The 18,264-nt window shown below is 64.6% G+C and carries 15 protein-coding genes and 1 tRNA gene; 3 read left to right on the forward strand and 13 right to left on the reverse strand.

The window, feature by feature from the left end:
* Window positions 1-74 precede the first annotated feature (74 nt).
* From cyoD to murJ, 10 genes are all read right to left on the reverse strand, one after another.
* Window positions 75-410, reverse strand: coding sequence for a cytochrome o ubiquinol oxidase subunit IV (gene cyoD / locus XarjCFBP7645_RS15540; protein WP_006450195.1), 336 nt, complete (start codon window positions 408-410; stop codon window positions 75-77).
* Window positions 410-1,039 carry a cytochrome o ubiquinol oxidase subunit III gene (gene cyoC, locus XarjCFBP7645_RS15545; protein ID WP_181126357.1) on the reverse strand — a complete coding sequence of 210 codons (630 nt, stop codon included), beginning with the start codon at window positions 1,037-1,039 and terminating at the stop codon, window positions 410-412. Before cyoC ends, cyoD begins: the two co-directional genes overlap by 1 nt.
* A complete protein-coding gene (gene cyoB / locus XarjCFBP7645_RS15550) occupies window positions 1,036-3,036 on the reverse strand; it encodes a cytochrome o ubiquinol oxidase subunit I (RefSeq protein ID WP_104538243.1) in 2,001 nt (666 codons plus the stop codon). The genes cyoC and cyoB overlap by 4 nt, the downstream gene beginning before the upstream one ends.
* Complete coding sequence (cyoA, locus tag XarjCFBP7645_RS15555) at window positions 3,036-3,971, reverse strand: ubiquinol oxidase subunit II (protein ID WP_104538244.1); 936 nt, start codon at window positions 3,969-3,971, stop codon at window positions 3,036-3,038. The genes cyoB and cyoA overlap by 1 nt, the downstream gene beginning before the upstream one ends.
* A gap of 357 nt (window positions 3,972-4,328) precedes the next feature.
* A tRNA-Thr gene (locus tag XarjCFBP7645_RS15560) sits at window positions 4,329-4,404 on the reverse strand.
* 178 nt (window positions 4,405-4,582) lie between these two features.
* On the reverse strand, window positions 4,583-5,533 hold the full coding sequence (gene ispH / locus XarjCFBP7645_RS15565) for a 4-hydroxy-3-methylbut-2-enyl diphosphate reductase (RefSeq protein WP_104538245.1): 951 nt from the start codon (window positions 5,531-5,533) through the stop codon (window positions 4,583-4,585).
* Between the two features lie 77 nt (window positions 5,534-5,610).
* Complete coding sequence (gene lspA, locus XarjCFBP7645_RS15570) at window positions 5,611-6,123, reverse strand: signal peptidase II (RefSeq protein WP_104538246.1); 513 nt, start codon at window positions 6,121-6,123, stop codon at window positions 5,611-5,613.
* Window positions 6,124-6,436: 313 nt separating this feature from the next.
* Window positions 6,437-9,268, reverse strand: coding sequence for an isoleucine--tRNA ligase (gene ileS / locus XarjCFBP7645_RS15575; RefSeq protein ID WP_104538247.1), 2,832 nt, complete (start codon window positions 9,266-9,268; stop codon window positions 6,437-6,439).
* A 6-nt stretch (window positions 9,269-9,274) separates the two neighbouring features.
* Entirely contained in the window at window positions 9,275-10,315 is a 1,041-nt protein-coding gene (locus XarjCFBP7645_RS15580; protein ID WP_104538248.1) for a bifunctional riboflavin kinase/FAD synthetase, read from the reverse strand.
* A gap of 218 nt (window positions 10,316-10,533) precedes the next feature.
* The gene (gene murJ, locus XarjCFBP7645_RS15585; protein ID WP_102583740.1) at window positions 10,534-12,126 is read right to left on the reverse strand and encodes a murein biosynthesis integral membrane protein MurJ; all 1,593 of its coding nucleotides are present in this window, start codon (window positions 12,124-12,126) and stop codon (window positions 10,534-10,536) included.
* A gap of 116 nt (window positions 12,127-12,242) precedes the next feature.
* Between murJ and rpsT the strand changes: the two genes are divergently transcribed.
* On the forward strand, window positions 12,243-12,512 hold the full coding sequence (gene rpsT / locus XarjCFBP7645_RS15590; RefSeq protein WP_002807888.1) for a 30S ribosomal protein S20: 270 nt from the start codon (window positions 12,243-12,245) through the stop codon (window positions 12,510-12,512).
* A gap of 91 nt (window positions 12,513-12,603) precedes the next feature.
* Here rpsT and obgE read toward each other — a convergent pair whose 3' ends face one another.
* The 3 genes from obgE to rplU all read right to left on the reverse strand — a co-directional run bounded on the left by obgE (window position 12,604) and on the right by rplU (window position 14,478).
* Entirely contained in the window at window positions 12,604-13,653 is a 1,050-nt protein-coding gene (gene obgE, locus XarjCFBP7645_RS15595) for a GTPase ObgE (RefSeq protein WP_016901714.1), read from the reverse strand.
* Between the two features lie 231 nt (window positions 13,654-13,884).
* Complete coding sequence (rpmA, locus tag XarjCFBP7645_RS15600; protein ID WP_010365804.1) at window positions 13,885-14,145, reverse strand: 50S ribosomal protein L27; 261 nt, start codon at window positions 14,143-14,145, stop codon at window positions 13,885-13,887.
* A 12-nt stretch (window positions 14,146-14,157) separates the two neighbouring features.
* Window positions 14,158-14,478 carry a 50S ribosomal protein L21 gene (gene rplU / locus XarjCFBP7645_RS15605; protein ID WP_016901712.1) on the reverse strand — a complete coding sequence of 107 codons (321 nt, stop codon included), beginning with the start codon at window positions 14,476-14,478 and terminating at the stop codon, window positions 14,158-14,160.
* A gap of 291 nt (window positions 14,479-14,769) precedes the next feature.
* Here rplU and uvrA point away from each other — a divergent pair, with 291 nt between their 5' ends.
* Window positions 14,770-17,736, forward strand: a complete 2,967-nt coding sequence (gene uvrA / locus XarjCFBP7645_RS15610) for an excinuclease ABC subunit UvrA (protein ID WP_104538249.1) — start codon at window positions 14,770-14,772, stop codon at window positions 17,734-17,736.
* Window positions 17,736-18,143 (forward strand): acyl-CoA thioesterase, encoded by a 408-nt coding sequence (locus XarjCFBP7645_RS15615; RefSeq protein WP_104538250.1) that lies wholly within the window; start codon window positions 17,736-17,738, stop codon window positions 18,141-18,143. Before uvrA ends, XarjCFBP7645_RS15615 begins: the two co-directional genes overlap by 1 nt.
* Window positions 18,144-18,264 lie beyond the last annotated feature (121 nt).

The raw sequence follows: 18,264 nt of genomic DNA on the forward strand, positions 1-18,264 counted from the left end.
AGCCGCCGGTGACCCGGCGGCTTTTTGTCCAGCATGCGTCGATCCGGCGTGCCGTGATCCGGCACAGCGCCATCTCAATGCATCATGTTGACGTTCATGTTGTGCAGCACCCACAGCGAACCGACAATCACGATGCCGATGATCAGCAGCGAGAACAGGCCCACCTGCACGTTGGAGCGCTGCTCGGGCGAGCGATCCATGTGCAGGAAGTACACCATGTGCACCAGCATCTGCACCGCGGCCATCAGCGAGATCACGATGACGGTGACGCCCTTGGAGAACGCACCGCTCATCACCATCGCAAACGGGATGACGGTGAGGATCACGGCCATCACAAAGCCGATCAGGTAGGACTTCAGGCCGCCGGCATGCGCATCGGCGGCGGTTTCATGCGCGTGGTGATTGGCCATTACAGCGCTCCCAACAGGTAGACGACGGTGAACACACCGATCCAGATGATGTCCAGGAAATGCCAGAACAGGCTCAGGCAGGCCAGACGCGTGCTGTTGCGCGGGGTCAGGCCGTTCTTGGAGATCTGGATCACCAGCACAGCCATCCACAACAGGCCGGAGGCCACGTGCAGACCATGCGTGCCCACCAGGGTGAAGAAGGCCGACAGGAACGCGCTGCGCCCCGGGCCCGCCCCTTCGTGGATCAGGTGGTTGAACTCCCACACTTCCATGCACAGAAAGCCGATACCCAGCAGTGCGGTGACGCCCAGCCAGGCATACAGCCCAGTCATGCTGCGCTTGTGCGCGGAGATCATCGCAACGCCGAAGCTGAGGCTGCTGAACAACAGCAGGAAGGTTTCCACCAGCACGAACTTCAGGTCGAACAGCTCCTTGGCGGTCGGTCCGTCCACCGTGGCGCCCGAGAGCACCGCATAGGTGGCGAACAGGCCGGCGAACAGCAGGCAGTCGCTCATCAGGTAGACCCAGAACCCGAAGACGGTGTTGCCACCGGCGTCGTGATGTTCGTGGTCGTGGTGGCCGCCCGCGTGGGCGGCGTGGTCAAGCGTGGTCGAGGAAGACATGGTCATACCACCTTCGCGGCCTGCGCCGCATGTTGCTGTTCGAGCAGGGCGAAGCGCGCGTTTTCGATGCGCTCCACTTCGTCGGCCGGCACCCAGTAATCGATGTCGTCATCGAAGGTGCGCGCAATGAAGCTGCCGATCATGCCGACCAGGCCGATGATGGCCAGCCACCAGATGTGCCAGATCAGACCGAAGCCCATCAGCACGCTGAAGGCACCGATATACACGCCCGCACCGGTGTTGCGCGGCATGTGGATCGCCTCGTACTTGGACGGACGTACCCAGCCCTTGCCATTCTGCTTGTCGGCCCAGAACTGATCGCGGTCATCGATGTGCGGCAGCACGGCGAAGTTGTAGAACGGCGGCGGCGAGGAGGTGGCCCATTCCAGCGTACGGCCGTCCCACGGATCGCCCGTGTAGTCCATGTGCTCCTTGCGCTTCCACACGCTGTAACCGATCTGCACCAGGTTCAGGAAGATACCCAGGCCGATGATCGCAGCACCCGCCGCAGCGACATACAGCCACGGCGCCCACTCGGGGTGGTTGTAGGTGTTCATGCGACGGGTCATGCCCATGAAGCCGAGCACGTACAGCGGCATGAAGGCCACGAAGAAGCCGATGATCCAGCACCAGAACGAGGCCTTGCCGATCTTCTCGTTGAGCTTGAAGCCGAACGCCTTCGGGAACCAGTAGGTCAGGCCGGCCAGGTAACCGAACACCACGCCGCCGATGATCACGTTATGGAAGTGCGCGATCAGGAACAGGCTGTTGTGCAGCACGAAGTCCACAGCCGGAATCGCCAGCATCACGCCGGTCATGCCGCCGATGGTGAAGGTGATGATGAAACCGATCGTCCACAGCACCGGCGAGGTCATGTGCACACGCCCGCGGAACATGGTGAACAGCCAGTTGAAGATCTTCACGCCGGTCGGGATCGAGATGATCATCGTCGTGATGCCGAAGAAGGCATTGACGTTGGCACCCGACCCCATGGTGAAGAAGTGGTGCAACCACACCACGAACGACAGCACGCCGATGCACGAGGTGGCGTAGACCATCGAGGTGTAACCGAACAGGCGCTTGCGGCTGTAGGTCGCGATCAACTCGGAGAAGATGCCGAACGCCGGCAGGATCAGGATATAGACTTCCGGGTGACCCCAGATCCAGATCAGGTTGACGTACATCATGGCGTTGCCGCCACCGTCATTGGTGAAGAAGTGCATGCCCAGGTAGCGGTCGGCACCCAGCAGCGCCAGCGCCACGGTCAGGACCGGGAACGCAGCGATGATCAGGATGTTGGTGATCAGCGCGGTCCAGGTGAAGATCGGCATGCGCATCAGGGTCATGCCTGGCGCGCGCATCCGCATGATCGTCACGAAGAAGTTGATGCCGGTCAGCAATGTGCCCAGGCCCGAGACCTGCAACGCCCAGATGTAGTAGTCGACCCCGACCCCCGGGCTGTATTCCAGCCCCGACAACGGCGGATAGGCCAGCCAGCCGGTCTGCGCGAATTCGCCGACCCCCAGCGAAATGTTGATCAGCGCCGCACCGGCCACGAACAGCCAGAAGCTCAGCGAGTTCAGGAACGGGAACGCCACGTCGCGTGCGCCGATCTGCAGCGGCACGATCAGATTCAACAGGCCGGTCATGAACGGCATGGCCATGAAGAAGATCATGATCACGCCGTGCGCGGTGAAGATCTGGTCGTAGTGATGCGGCGGAAACACACCTTCGCCGCCATTGCCTACCATTGCCTGCTGGGTGCGCATCATCGCCGCATCGGCGAAGCCGCGCAGCAGCATGACCAGCGCCACGATGATGTACATCACACCGATGCGCTTGTGATCCACCGAGGTGAACCACTCGTTCCACAGGTAGCCCCACAGCTTGTACTTGGTGATGGCGCCCGCGATGAGCAGGCCGAGCAGGCCGGCGCCACCGAGTGCGACCATGATGATCGGCTCGTGGTACGGAACCGCCTCGATCGTAAGTTTGCCTAGCATCACTTGTCTCCAGAAGTGCACATGGCAACCGGCTCTGCCGCCGCTGCCTGATGGTCGCCATGGCCTTTGTTATGGCCCGGACCATTCATGTATTTGTCGACGAGCGAGCGGAACATGCCGTCCTGCACCGACGAGTAGTAGGTGACCGGATACTGTTCCTTGTCGTTGCGGTTGGCGGCCAGCACCTGGTACTCGGCGGCATTCAACGCGGTCGGCGATGCCTTGACCTTGGCCACCCACGCATCGAAGCCGGCCTGATCGACGGCATGCGCCTTGAAGCTCATCTTCGAGAAGCCGTGACCGCTGTAGTTGGTCGACAGGCCGAAGTATTCGCCCGGCTCGTCGGCCACCAGGTGCAGCTTGGTTTCCATGCCGGCCATCGCGTAGATCATCGTGCCCAGGTGCGGGATGAAGAACGAGTTCATCACCGTATCGGAGGTGATCTTGAAGTTCAGCGGCGTATGCACCGGGAACGCGATCTCGTTGACCGTGGCGATGTTCTGGTCCGGGTAGATGAACATCCACTTCCAGTCCAGCGACACCGCTTCGATGGTGATCGGCTTGACGTCCGAATCCAGCGGCCGGTACGGGTCCAGCGCGTGCGAGGAGCGCCAGGTCAGCACCGCCAGCACCAGGATGATCACGCACGGGATCGACCACACCACCACTTCGATGGCGGTGGAGTGCGACCAGTCCGGCTCGTAGCGCGCCTTCGTATTGGACGCGCGGTATTTCCACGCGAACGCAATCGTCATCACGATCACCGGGATGACCACGATCAGCATCAGCACCACCGAGGTGATCAGCAGCTGCTTCTCGTCGTGGCCGATCTGGCCTTTCGGATTGAGAATGGCCGAGTTGCAGCCTGCCAACAGCAGGAACGGCAGCATCAGGCCTGGACGAAGTACACGCCCGAGATGTTTCAACGGAATCATCGGTCGATCCAAGTGCGAAGGAACGCCAGCCTCGTTCGTCGTATCCATGTGGACTCGTCCTGACGGCGCTTCCTGAAGGAAGGCGACCACGCAGACCGAAGACACGAGTTAGCTCCCTGATTTTAGACTTTGCTGCACCTGCACGTAACCCATCGGCAATGATCTGTCGCAATTAATGCGCGCAAAACTGTGCGACATGTTGTCGCAGCGCTGCGCAGGGCGGAACAGATGCAGTTGCGGCCATCGATTGCGGCCTGCGTGTGTGCGGCGTATATGGGTGGGTCAGCGCCGGGGACATGCGTGCACCGGCCCAAAACGCAACTGGGCCGACCAATGGTCGACCCAGTGCTGAAGCGATGGTGCCGGAAATAGGAATCGAACCTACGACCTACGCATTACGAATGCGCCGCTCTACCAACTGAGCTATTCCGGCGAGCCGTGAATTGTAGGAGCGGAGCCGGTGCCCGGTCAATCGCCAGCGGGCGGCGCATGGCGCGTTCCTGGCATCGGGCCCCGGGGCTGCGGGCGGACGATGACCACCTGCGGCCGCCAGACGCCCGGACGGGCCGCATGCACTCGCCGCTGGCTCAGCCAGCCCGGAGTGCCCGCTTTCAGCTGACCAGACGCAACCGCAGCTCCTTGGGCAGCGCGAACACCATCGATTCCGGCTCGCCTTCCAGCTCGGACACACTCTTGGCGCCAAGTTCGCGCAGGCGCGCCAGCACGCCATCGACCAGCACCTGCGGTGCGGAGGCGCCGGCGGTCAGACCGATATGCTGCTTGCCAACGATCCAGGCCGGGTCGATCTCGCCGGCGTTGTCGATCAGATAGGACTCGACCCCGTCGCGCCGGGCCAGCTCGCTGAGGCGATTGGAATTGGAGCTGTTGGGCGAACCGACCACCAGCACCAGATCGCATTGGCGCGCCAGATCGCGCACCGCGTCCTGGCGGTTCTGGGTGGCATAGCAGATATCGTCGTGGCGCGGCCCCTGCATCGCCGGATAGCGCGCACGCAAGGCCTCGATGATGCCCATGGTGTCGTCCACCGACAGCGTGGTCTGGGTGGTGTAGGCAAGGTTTTCCGGCTGGCGGATCTGCAGCGTGGCGACCTGCTCGATGTCTTCGACCAGATAGATCGTGCCCGGGCCGCGCTCGCGGCTCCACTGCCCCATCGTACCTTCCACTTCCGGATGCCCCGCGTGACCGATCAACACCACGTCGCGACCGGCCCGGCAGTGCCGCGCCACCTCGAAATGCACCTTGGTCACCAGTGGACAGGTCGCGTCGAACACCTTGAGTCCGCGGCGCTCGGCCTCCTGACGCACCGCCTGTGAGACACCGTGCGCGCTGAAGATCACCGTGGCGTTGTCGGGCACCTCGTCCAGTTCCTCGACGAAGACCGCGCCGCGCTGCTTGAGGTCATCGACCACGAAGCGGTTGTGCACCACCTCATGGCGAACGTAGATCGGCGCGCCCAGCGTCTCGATCGCACGCTTGACGATCTCGATCGCACGGTCGACACCGGCACAGAAACCACGGGGATTGGCGAGCAGGACGTCCATGGCGGGCATTCTACGGGAATGGGGAATGGAGGATGGCAGCGGGCGGCGCCGGTGCAGCGCGACTTCAGCGTCGATTCCTACTTCCCAAGCCCCGACTCGCGCTTGCCGGACTTGTCGAACAGACCGAATACCGCGATCCCGATGGCGCCCCCTACGATCGCCGAGTCGGCGATGTTGAACGCGGGCCAGGTATGGCTGCCGATGTACCACTGGATGAAATCGACCACGTGGCCATGCATCAGGCGGTCGATCACGTTGCCGATCGCCCCGCCGATCACCAGCGCATACGGCAGCGCGCTGCGCCACTGCCCGCGCGCGGTGCGCGACAGCCAGAACGCCAGCAGGCCGCTGATGCCCACCGCCAGCGCAGTGAAGAACCACAGCTGCCAGCCGCCGGCATCGCTCAGGAAGCTGAAAGCCGCGCCGGTGTTGTAGGTGCGGTACCAATTCCAGAAGCCGTCGATCACCGGCACCGGGGTGTATTCGGGCAGGCTGGACAGCACCCAGGCCTTGCTCCACTGGTCCAGCCCGACCACGAGTGCCGACAGCAGCAACCAGATCAGGGCGGAGGGTTTGGGACGTTGACTCATGTCGGAAGGTCGCAGTTGGTGGTGATTTCTCCGACGCCGGAGAAGATGCCTGGATGGCGATACGTAATGGCGGTGGCAGATGACGCACGCTGGATGTCAGGCAGGCAAGGATGGCATGGCCGCCAAAGCTGGCCACCCTGCCCGCCATGCCGCATGCGCCATGCTTCAGCAAGGGCGTGCGTGCGGTGCCGGCGCAATCGCCGTCGGGCACCAGCGCCTGCGAAGGATGTCGCGGCGCAGACGCGCGCCAGCCCGTGCGGGGTTTCGATAACGCGCGGCAGGACGACCCACCACACGCCATCACGCACCCCCGTCAGAACCAGCGGCGCTGCTCGCCGGGACCTTCGATATTGCTGACGCAACGGCTGCACAGTTCCGGGTGACGCGGATCGCTGCCCACGCTGGCCTGGTGGTGCCAGCAACGCACGCACTTGGCCTTGCTGGTCGGCTGCGCGCTGACGAAGATGTCGTCGGTGCTGGCCGCAGTCACGGTCACATCGCCACTGATGAACAGGAAGCGCAGCTCGTCGGCCAGCGGCTGCCAGCGCGCGGCGGTCTGCGCATCGGCGGCCACGGTGATCTCCGCTTCCAGCGCCGCGCCGATCGCCCCGTTGGCACGCATCGGCTCCAGCACCTTGGCCACCTGCTCGCGCAAGGCCAGCAGCCTGTCGACATCGGCACTGCTCAGCGCGGCATCGGCCGGCAACGGCGCCAGGCCGTCGTACCAGGTGGCGAACAACACGTTGTCGACCCGCTTGCCCGGCAGATAACCCCACAGTTCCTCGGCGGTGAAGCTCAGCACCGGCGCGATCCAGCGCACGAACGCCTCGACCACGTGATACATCGCGCTCTGCGCCGAACGGCGGCCGCGCGCATCCTCGGCCATCGTGTACAGGCGGTCCTTGGTCACATCCAGATACAGCGAGCCCAGGTCGACGCTGCAGAAATTCAGCAGCGCCTGCACGATTTCGGCAAAGTCGTAACGCGCATACGCGGCAGCGATCTTTTCCTGCAGCTCGTGCGCGCGGTGCACGATCCAGCGGTCCAGCAGCACCATGTCGTCCAGCGCCACCAGGTGCTGCAGCGGATCAAAGCCATGCAGGTTGCCGAGCAGGAAGCGTGCGGTATTGCGCAGGCGGCGATACGCATCGGCGTTGCGCTTGAGGATCTCCTGCGACAGCGACATCTCGTTGCTGTAATCGGCCGAGGCGATCCACAGGCGCAGGATGTCCGCGCCCAGGGTCTTCATGATGTCCTGCGGCTCGATGCCGTTGCCCAGCGACTTGGACATCTTGCGGCCGTGCTCGTCCACGGTGAAGCCGTGGGTCAGGCACTGCTTGTACGGCGCCGCCTTGTCCATCGCCACGCCGGTCAGCAGCGAGGACTGGAACCAGCCACGGTGCTGGTCGGAGCCCTCCAGGTACAGGTCGGCCGGCTTGGGCAGGCCGCGGTCCACCAGCACCGCTTCATGGGTCACGCCGGAGTCGAACCACACATCCAGGATGTCGGTGATCTTGTCGTAATCGGCCGCCTCGTCGCCCAGCAGTTCGGCCGCATCCAGCGTGTACCACACGTCCACGCCGCCCAGTTCCACCCGGTCGGCGACCTGGCGCAGCAACTCGGTGCTGCGCGGATGCGGCTCGCCGGTTTCGCGATGCACGAACAAGGCGATCGGCACGCCCCAGGTGCGCTGGCGCGAGATGGTCCAGTCCGGACGTCCATCGACCATGCCGGCGATACGCGCCTGGCCCCAGGACGGATACCAGTGCACATCGTCGATGGCCTTGAGCGCATCGGCGCGCAGGTTGGCCTGCTCCATCGAGATGAACCACTGCGGCGTGGCACGGAACGCGATCGGCGTCTTGTGGCGCCAGCAATGCGGATAGCTGTGCTCCATCTTGCTGGCCGCCAGCAACACGCCGGTGTCGCGCAGCGCATCGATGATGATGTCGTTGGCCTTCCAGATGTGCAGCCCGGCCAAGACAGTGTCGCCCAGGGGCGGCGTCGCCGGCAGGTACACGCCGCGCCCGTCCACCGGGTTGATCTGCGCAGCGCCGTAACGCTCGAGCAGGCCGTACTGCTTGGAGACCTGGTAGTCCTCCTGGCCATGGCCCGGTGCGGTGTGCACCGCGCCGGTACCGTCCTCGGCCGACACGTGGTCGCCCAGCAGCAGCGGGATCTCGCGCTCGGCATAGAACGGGTGGTTCAGCAGCATCTGCTCCAGCGCCGCGCCCTTGGCATGGCCGTGCACCACCACCGTGTCCACGCCATAGCGCGCCAGCGCCTTGCCGGCCAGGGCCTCGGCCATCACCAACCAGCGCGGCTGGCCGCGATCGGCTGGGCCTTCGACCAGCACGTAGTCCAGTTCCGCGCCCAGACTCACCGCCAGCGACGCCGGCAGCGTCCACGGCGTGGTGGTCCAGATCGGCACCGCCACGCCCACGCCCGCCGGCAGGCTGGCGCCGAATGCGGCAGCGACAGCCGCCGGATCACGCGCCGGATAGGCGATGTCCACCGTCGGCGACACCTTGTCGGCGTATTCGATCTCGGCTTCGGCCAGCGCCGAGCCGCAATCGAAGCACCAGTGCACCGGCTTCACGCCACGGGTCAGATGGCCATTGTCGACCACCTTGGCCAGCGCGCGGATTTCGTTGGCTTCGAAGCGGAAATCCAGCGTCTTGTACGGGTTGTCCCAATCGCCGATCACGCCCAGGCGCTTGAAATCGCGGCGCTGCAGATCGATCTGCTCGGTGGCGTATTCGCGGCACTTCTGGCGGAACTCGGCTGCGTCGAGCTTGACGCCGACCTTGCCGTACTTTTTCTCGATCGCGATCTCGATCGGCAGGCCGTGGCAATCCCAGCCAGGGATGTAGGGCGCATCGAAGCCAGCCAGGTACTTCGACTTGACGATGATGTCCTTGAGGATCTTGTTGACCGCATGGCCCAGATGGATCTGGCCATTGGCGTACGGCGGGCCGTCGTGCAGCACGAACAGCGGGCGCCCTGCCGCATTGGCGCGCAGTTGCGTGTACAGCCCCTCGCGCTCCCAGCGGTCCAGCATCGCCGGCTCGCGCTTGGGCAGGTCGCCGCGCATCGGGAATTCCGTCGCGGGCAGATGGAGAGTGGCTTTGTAGTCTTGGGTCACAGGTCTCTACCGTTGCGCTGGATTTTTTGATAAGTCCGCACATGGATGTGCGGGCTCTTGCGAGGGACTCGCATCATAAGTTGGCTGTTGCGAGGAACTCGCATGTGTTGCAGAAACTGCGTGCCTGTCCAACACCGCACGCGCCTGCTCGGCATCTCGATGCATCTGCACCGTCAGCGCGTCCAGGCCATCGAACTTCTCTTCGTCGCGCAGCTTGGCGACGAATTCGACCTCGATATGCCGGCCATACAGATCGCCCTGAAAATCGAACAGATGCGCTTCCAGCAGCGGCTCCACGCCGGCCACGGTCGGGCGCGTGCCAAAGCTCGAGACCGACGGCCACGGCCGCTCGGCCACGCCATGCACCCAGGTCGCGTAAATGCCCGACAGCGCCGGCGTTCGCGGAAAGCGCAGATTGGCGGTGGGATAGCCCAGGGTGCGGCCGAGCTGCTTGCCGCGCACCACCCGCCCGCCGATGGCATACGGACGGCCAAGCAATTGCCCGGCGTGCGCGAACTCGCCCGCGCCCAGCAGCTCACGGATGCGCGTGGCCGAGATGCGCTCGCCGTGCAGGTGCACTGGCGCGATTTCGCCCGCTGCAAAGCCGTAGTGCGCACCAAGCGAGCGCAGCAGGCCGATATCGCCGCCACGTCGATGGCCGAAACGGAACTCCGGGCCGATCCAGACCTCTTTGGCACACAGCCGGCCAACCAGGGCCAGGCGCACGAAGTCTTCGGCACTCATCGCCGACAGGCGACCATCGAAACGGATCATGCCCACGCTGTCGGCACCGAAGCCGTGCAACCCTTCAATCTTGGCGCGGGCCAGGGTCAGCCGCGGTGGCGGCGCGGCCGGGGCGAAAAACTCGCGCGGCAGCGGCTCGAAGCTTACCGCCACCGCCGGCACCCCCAGCGCGCGCGCGCGCGCGACTGCGTGCTGCACCAATGCCCGATGCCCCAGGTGCAGGCCATCGAAGGCGCCGATGCAGACCACGCTTCCGTGCGGGAACAGCGTCCCGCCCTCGACGTCTCTAAACAGCCTGCTCATTCCTCGATCCAAACAGATGCCGGCCTGCCGGCCGACCCTCGTTGATGCATAACCCGCAAGTATAGCCGTGCCTGTCAATCCGCATGGGCGCGGCCCCGGGCCTGTGCCGCCGCGTTCCGGAAGCGGGCAGACGATTGCGCGCCTTCCCGGCCCGGGATTGGCCCACCCACCGTGCATGACGGCTGGCTCCGCACTTGCTCGGCCAGCTCGGCGGACGACTAGCCCTCGCGCAGATGCCGCGGCCGCAATCCCAGCGCCACTTGCGCCACCAGGTAGGTCGCCCCACCGCTGCCGACCAGCACCGCCAGCCAGCCGATGCGATCCCACTTATCCATCACGGTGAACGATGGCAGCCACCACAGCAGGCTCAACAGCACCGCTACCATTGCCGCGCATGCCAGCAGCAGGCGCAGCGCATAGCCAGCCCAACCCGGCCGGCGCTGGTACACGCCGGACTTGCCCAGCCAGTACCACAGCAAAGCCAGGTTGAGATAACTGGACAGCGCGCTGGCAATGCCCAGCGCCAGATGCAGGCCCGGCTGCTTGCCCAGCGCCTGCATCACGCCCTGGGCCTTGAGCTCGGGCGGCACCATGATCTGGTAGACCACCGCCAGCAACGCGAAGTTGAACACCATGTTGGCGATCAACGCCGCCACGCCGGCACGCACCGGGGTGCGGGTGTCCTGGCGGGCGTAGAAGGCCGGCAACAACACCTTGAGCATGGCGTACGCCGGCAGGCCGAAGCTCAGGCCGTAGACCGACATCGCGGTCATGCGCGTATCGAAGGCGGTGAACTGGCGGTACTGAAACAAGGTCGCCACCAGCGGCTCGGCCAGCAGCAGCAAGCCGAGCATCGCCGGCATCGCGATCAGCAGCGTGGTGCGGAACCCCCAGTCCAGCGCGCCGGAGAACGCGCTGCGGTCGGTCTTGACGTGATGGCGCGCAAGCGCCGGCAGGATCACCGTGCCCAGCGCTACCCCGAACACGCCCAGCGGTAGTTCCAGGAACCGGTCGGCCAGCGACAGCCACGACTGCGAGCCGTCGGCCAGCCGTGCGGCGATCACCGTGTCCAGCATCAGGTTGATCTGCGCGATCGACGAACCGAACAGGGTCGGAATCATCAGGGTCAGCACCTTGCGCACATCCGGGTGCGTCCAGCCCCAGCGCGGCAGCGTCAGCAGGTCGATGCCCTTCAGCGCCGGCAGCTGAAACAGCAATTGCAGCGCACCGGCAACCAGCACCGCCCAGCCCAGCGCCAGGATCGGCACGTCCAGCCGCGGCGCCAGCCACAGCGCGCCGGCGATCATGCACAGGTTGAGGATCACCGGCGTCAGCGCCGGAATCGCAAATCGCTGGAAGCTGTTGAGCGCCCCGCCCGCCAGCGCGGTCAACGACACGAACAACAGAAACGGAAACGTCAGCCGCAGCAAGTCCACCAGCAGGCCGTATTTATCCGGATCGGTGGCCGCGCCATCGGAAAACACCGACGCCAGCTGCGGGGTGAAGATCAGCCCCAGCGCGGTGATCAGCAGCAGCATGCCGCCAAGCGTGCCGGACACCCGCGACATCAGCTCGCGCAGATCCGAGTGCGGACGGGTCTCCTTGACCTCGGTGAACACCGGCACGAAGGCGGTGGCGAACGAGCCTTCGGCAAACAGCCGCCGCAGGAAATTGGGAATCCGGAACGCCACCCAGAACGCGTCGGTGACCGCATTGGCGCCGAAGGTGGTGGAGATCGCCTGGTCGCGGATCAGGCCCAACACCCGCGACACCATGGTCATACTGCTGAATGAGAGCAGGCCTCTCAACATGCCGGGCTTGCTCACGCTGCATCCCTCTTGACAACTGACTTGACGTACATAACTAAGCCCATCATACTTTCCCGCTTGCTTTTTCCACTACACCGATTTTTCAGGAACCCACCACCGTGGCCAATATCAAGTCCGCCAAGAAGCGCGCCAAGCAGACCGTCGTGCGCAATGAGCGCAACACGGGCCAGCGTTCGATGCTGCGCACCGCCGTCAAGAAGGTGATCAAGGCCCTTGACGCCAACGATGCTGCAGGCGCCGAAGCTGCTTTCGCCGTTGCTCAGCCCATTCTCGACCGTTTCAGCGCCCGTGGCCTGATTCACAAGAACAAGGCTGCGCGTCACAAGAGCCGCCTGACCGCTCGCATCAAGGCCATCAAGGCCGCGTAAGCGAGCCGTGTTGGCATCACCGCAGGCCTGGCCTGCGGTGGCATAGAAAAACCCGGCCTTGGCCGGGTTTTTTGTGTGCCTGCGCATGCGCTCAGCCGGCATTGCGTGCCTCGAGCTCGTCCTCGCGCTGCCGGTCGAAGAACGCCATGATGTCCTTCATGATCGGGAAGGTGCCATCGCGGCCCAGCGCCGAGACCAGATACCACGGCGCGGTCCAGCCAAGCTCGGCCACGATCGTCTCGGCCGCAGCGCGCGCCTCGTCCTCGAACATCAGGTCGGCCTTGTTGAGCACCAGCCAGCGCGGCTTCTTCAGCAACTCGGGATCGTGGCGCTCCAGCTCGCGCTCGATGGTGCGCACCTGATCCACCGGCGACGCCTCCACCCCACCATCCATCGGCGAAATGTCCACCAGATGCAGCAGCAGACGGGTGCGCTGCAGATGGCGCAGGAACTGCGTGCCCAGCCCGGCACCGTCGGCCGCGCCCTCGATCAGGCCCGGCACGTCGGCGATGACGAAGCTGCGATACGCCTCGACGCTGACCACGCCCAGATTCGGGTACAGGGTGGTGAACGGGTAATCGGCCACCTTCGGGGTTGCCGAGGACACCGCGCGGATCAGGGTGCTCTTGCCCGCATTGGGGAAGCCCAGCAGGCCAACATCGGCCAGCAGCTTCAGCTCCAGCTTGAGCAACCGCTCCTCACCCTCTTCACCGGTGGTGGACTGGCGCGGCGCACGGTTGACCGAGCTCTTGAAATGCATGTTGCCCAGGCCGCCCTTGCCGCCCTTGGCCACCAGCAGGCGATCGCCATGCTGGGTCAGGTCGCCGATGACTTCGTCGGTCTGCACATTCATCACCACGGTGCCGACCGGTACCACGATGATGCGGTCTTCGCCGCCCTTGCCGTAGGCCTGGCGACCCATGCCGTTCTCGCCGCGCTGCGCCTTGAAGGTGCGCTCATGCCGGAAGTCGACCAGCGTATTGACGTTCTCGTCAGCCACGATCCATACGCTGCCGCCGTTGCCGCCGTCGCCACCGTCGGGCCCACCGAGCGGGATGAACTTCTCGCGGCGAAAGCCGACACAGCCATTGCCGCCATTGCCGGCACTGACCAGGATTTCTGCTTCGTCGACTAACTTCATGAGATTTGGGATTCGTAATTTGGGATTGGTAACACCACCGCAGGACGCCGCCAGGCGGCCGCGGAAACAGCAGGAAGCAGCGGTATCGGGACTTCGAAATCCGCCGTTGCGAATCCCCAATCCCGAATCCCCACTCCCGGCCGTCAAACGAAAAACCCCGCAAAAGCGGGGCTTTCCGTCTCGTCCGCCAGGCATGGATGCCTGACGGACTGGCCTGCATGGAGCGGGCGATTACGCCTCGGCAACCACGCTGACGGTACGACGCTTCTTGGCACCCTTGACCGAAAACTCCACCTTGCCGTCGACCAGCGCGAACAGGGTGTGGTCACGGCCGAGGCCGACGCCGGCGCCCGGATGGAACTGAGTGCCGCGCTGACGCACGATGATGTTGCCGGCATCGATGGCCTGGCCACCGAAGATCTTCACACCCAGGTACTTCGGGTTGGAATCGCGACCGTTGCGCGAGGAACCTACGCCTTTTTTATGTGCCATGACTGGTTCTCCTTACTTCTTATCGCCACCGGCGATGCCGGTGATCTCGATTTCGGTGTAGTACTGACGGTGTCCCTGACGCTTCATGTGGTGCTTGCGGCGACGGAACTTGATGATGCGCACCTTGTCGGCGCGGCCATGGGCCACAACCTTGGCGGTGACCGAGGCGCCCTTCAGCGCATCGCCCAGCTTGATGCCATCGCTATCGCCCAACATCAGGACGGTGTCGAACTTGATCTCGTTGCCAGCTTCGACTTCGAGCTTTTCCACGCGGAGCGTTTCGCCCTGCGCGACGCGGTATTGCTTACCGCCGGTTACCAGAACTGCGTACATGACCAGGTTTTCCTCTGTAGTTATTATGGTCGCACTGACGTGCCCTAGGGCAGACAGGAGCGGGATTGTACGGGCTGGCGGGGTTTGGGGTCAACCTGCCGGCCGCCGGAGCGCGGCCACGCCCGATCCACCCGTGCAACGCATCATCCGGCCGCCACAGGCGCCCGGTCAGACTGGCATTTGGGGCAATTGCCCTCACCTAGGTCGGCGGGTAGGCTGATCGACTGCCACTCATTCCTGCTGAGCACGCTCGCACCACTGCCGGTTCGCCGGCCCGACATCGGATCCCCCATGGCGATGGATTTCATCCGCATCCGCGGCGCGCGGACGCACAACCTCAAGAACATCGACCTCGACCTGCCTCGCGACAAACTGATCGTGATCACCGGCCTGTCCGGCTCGGGCAAGTCGTCGTTGGCGTTCGACACCATCTATGCAGAAGGCCAGCGCCGCTACGTCGAGTCGCTGTCGGCGTATGCGCGCCAGTTCCTCAGCGTGATGGAAAAGCCGGACCTGGACCACATCGAAGGCCTGTCTCCGGCGATTTCGATCGAACAGAAATCGACCTCGCACAACCCGCGCTCCACGGTCGGCACGATCACCGAGATCTACGACTACCTGCGCCTGCTGTACGCGCGGGTCGGTCAGCCGCGCTGCCCGGACCACGGCTTCCCGCTGGAGGCGCAGACCGTCAGCCAGATGGTCGACCACATGCTCACGCAGGACCAGGAGCAGCGTTACATGCTGCTGGCGCCGGTGATCCGCGAACGCAAGGGCGAGCACGCGCAGGTGTTCGAGCAACTGCGCGCGCAGGGCTTTGTGCGCGTGCGCGTGGACGGCGAGCTGTACGAGATCGACGCGGTGCCGCCGCTGGCGCTGCGCCAGAAACACACCATCGAGGCGGTGATCGACCGCTTCCGTCCGCGCGAAGACATCAAGCAACGGCTGGCGGAAAGTTTCGAGACTGCGCTCAAGCTCGGCGAAGGCATGGTCGCGGTGCAGTCACTGGACGACCCGGCCGCGGCGCCGCACCTGTTCTCGTCCAAGTACAGCTGCCCGGTCTGCGATTACTCGCTGCCGGAGCTGGAGCCGCGGCTGTTTTCCTTCAACGCACCGGTGGGCGCCTGCCCAAGCTGCGATGGCCTGGGCGTAGCCGAGTTCTTCGACCCGGATCGCGTCGTGGTGCATCCGGAGCTGTCGCTGTCGGCCGGCGCGGTGCGCGGCTGGGATCGGCGCAATGCCTATTATTTCCAGCTGATCGCCTCGCTGGCCAAGCACTACAAGTTCGACGTGGACGCGGTGTGGAACACGCTGCCGGCCAAGGTGCGCCAGGCGGTGCTGTTCGGCAGCGGCGATGAGGTAATCAGTTTTACCTACTTCACCGATGCGGGCGGGCGCACCACCCGCAAGCACCGTTTCGAGGGCATCCTGCCGAACCTGGAACGCCGCTACCGCGAAACCGAATCGCCGGCCGTGCGCGAAGAGCTGACCAAATACGTCAGCCAGCAGCCCTGCCCGGCCTGCAACGGCACGCGCCTGAACCGTGCGGCGCGCAACGTGTTCGTCGCCGACCGCCCGCTGCCCGAACTGGTGGTGCTGCCGGTCAACGAGGCGCTGAGCTTTTTTCGCGGCTTGTCGCTGCCGGGTTGGCGTGGCGAGATCGCCAGCAAGATCGTCAAGGAGATCGGCGAACGGCTGGGCTTCCTGGTCGACGTGGGCCTGGATTACCTGACCCTGGAACGCAAGGCCGACACCTTGTCCGGTGGCGAGGCGCAGCGCATCCGGCTGGCCAGCCAGATCGGCGCCGGCCTGGTCGGGGTGATGTATGTGCTGGACGAGCCATCGATCGGCCTGCATCAGCGCGACAACGAACGCCTGCTCGGCACGCTGACGCGGCTGCGCGATTTGGGCAATACCGTCATCGTCGTCGAGCATGACGAAGACGCGATCCGCCTGGCCGATTACGTGCTGGACATCGGCCCCGGCGCCGGCGTGCACGGTGGCGAAATCTGCGCGCAAGGCTCGTTGCAGGACATTCTGGATGCGCCTGGCTCGCTGACCGGCCAGTACCTGTCGGGCAAGCGCCGCATCGAGATTCCCAAGCAGCGCCACAAGCCCAACCCGAAGATGATGCTGCATCTGCGCGGGGCGACCGGCAACAACCTGAAAAATGTCGACCTGGATATTCCGGCCGGCCTGTTGACCTGCATCACCGGCGTGTCCGGCTCGGGCAAGTCCACGCTGATCAACGACACCTTGTTCTCGCTGGCCGCCAACGAGATCAACGGCGCCTCGCACCCGGTGGCCGCGCATCGCGAGGTCGAGAACCTCGACCTGTTCGACAAGGTCGTGGATATCGACCAGTCGCCGATCGGGCGCACCCCGCGCTCCAATCCGGCCACCTACACCGGCATGTTCACGCCGTTGCGCGAGTTGTTCGCGCAGGTGCCGGAAGCGCGCGCGCGCGGTTACTCGCCGGGCCGTTTCAGCTTCAACGTGCGCGGCGGGCGCTGCGAAGCCTGCCAGGGCGATGGCCTGATCAAGGTGGAGATGCACTTCCTGCCCGACGTCTATGTGCCCTGCGATGTCTGCCACGGCAAGCGCTACAACCGCGAGACGCTGGAGATCCGCTACAAGGGCTTCAACATCAGCGACGTGCTGCAGATGACGGTCGAGGATGCGCTGCGGCTGTTCGAGCCGGTGCCGTCGATCGCACGCAAGCTGGAAACGCTGGTGGATGTCGGCCTGAGTTACATCAAGCTGGGCCAGAGCGCGACCACGCTGTCCGGCGGTGAGGCGCAGCGCGTCAAGTTGTCCAAGGAGCTGTCGCGTCGCGATACCGGACGCACCCTGTACATCCTCGACGAGCCGACCACCGGCCTGCACTTCCACGACATCGAAGCGCTGCTCGGCGTGCTGCACAAGCTGCGCGACGAGGGCAACACGGTGGTGGTGATCGAACACAATCTGGACGTGATCAAGACCGCCGACTGGATCGTGGATCTGGGCCCGGAAGGTGGTCATCGCGGCGGCAGCATCCTGGTCTCCGGCACGCCGGAAGATGTGGCCGCGCACGAGGCGTCCTACACCGGGCAGTTCCTGGCCAAGATGCTGCCGTCGGTGAAGGCGCGCGAGACCCGGCCGGCAGCGATGGCCAACAAGCCCGATGCGCGCCCGCCACGCAAGGTCAAACCGGAGAAGGTGGCGAAAGTCGCCAAGTCCGCCGCCAAGAAAACCGCAAAGAAGAAGGCAAGCTGATGAACGAAGAGCACAAGGTGTTGGCACGCATCCCGATCAGCGTGCGCTGGCGCGACATGGACAGCATGGGCCATGTCAACAACGCCAAATACATTTCGTATCTGGAAGAAGCGCGCGTGCGCTGGATGCTGGGCGTTGAAGGCGTGGCGATGACCGACCGCATCGCGCCGGTGGTCGCGGCCACCAATGTCAACTACAAGCGTCCGCTGGTATGGCCGAACGACATTCTGGTGGAACTGTTCGTCGAACGCCTGGGCAGCAGCAGCATCACCATCGGCCATCGCATCGTCGACCAGAAGGACGAGGGCGTACTGTATTCGGATGGCAACGTGGTGGTGGTGTGGATCGATACGCAGACCGGCAAGAGCGCGTCGCTGCCGGAGACGGTACGCGCTGCCAGCAGCTGAGGATTGCCAGTTGCGCGCTGGATCTTCAGCGCCATACGACGACGGCGGCTCTTCCGGGAGCCGCCGTTTCTGTTTGCAGCGCTCCTGTGTGCCGCTGCGCGATACCACCGGCAGCCCGCGT

The organism is Xanthomonas arboricola, assembly GCF_002940665.1.
Classification (GTDB): domain Bacteria; phylum Pseudomonadota; class Gammaproteobacteria; order Xanthomonadales; family Xanthomonadaceae; genus Xanthomonas; species Xanthomonas arboricola_B.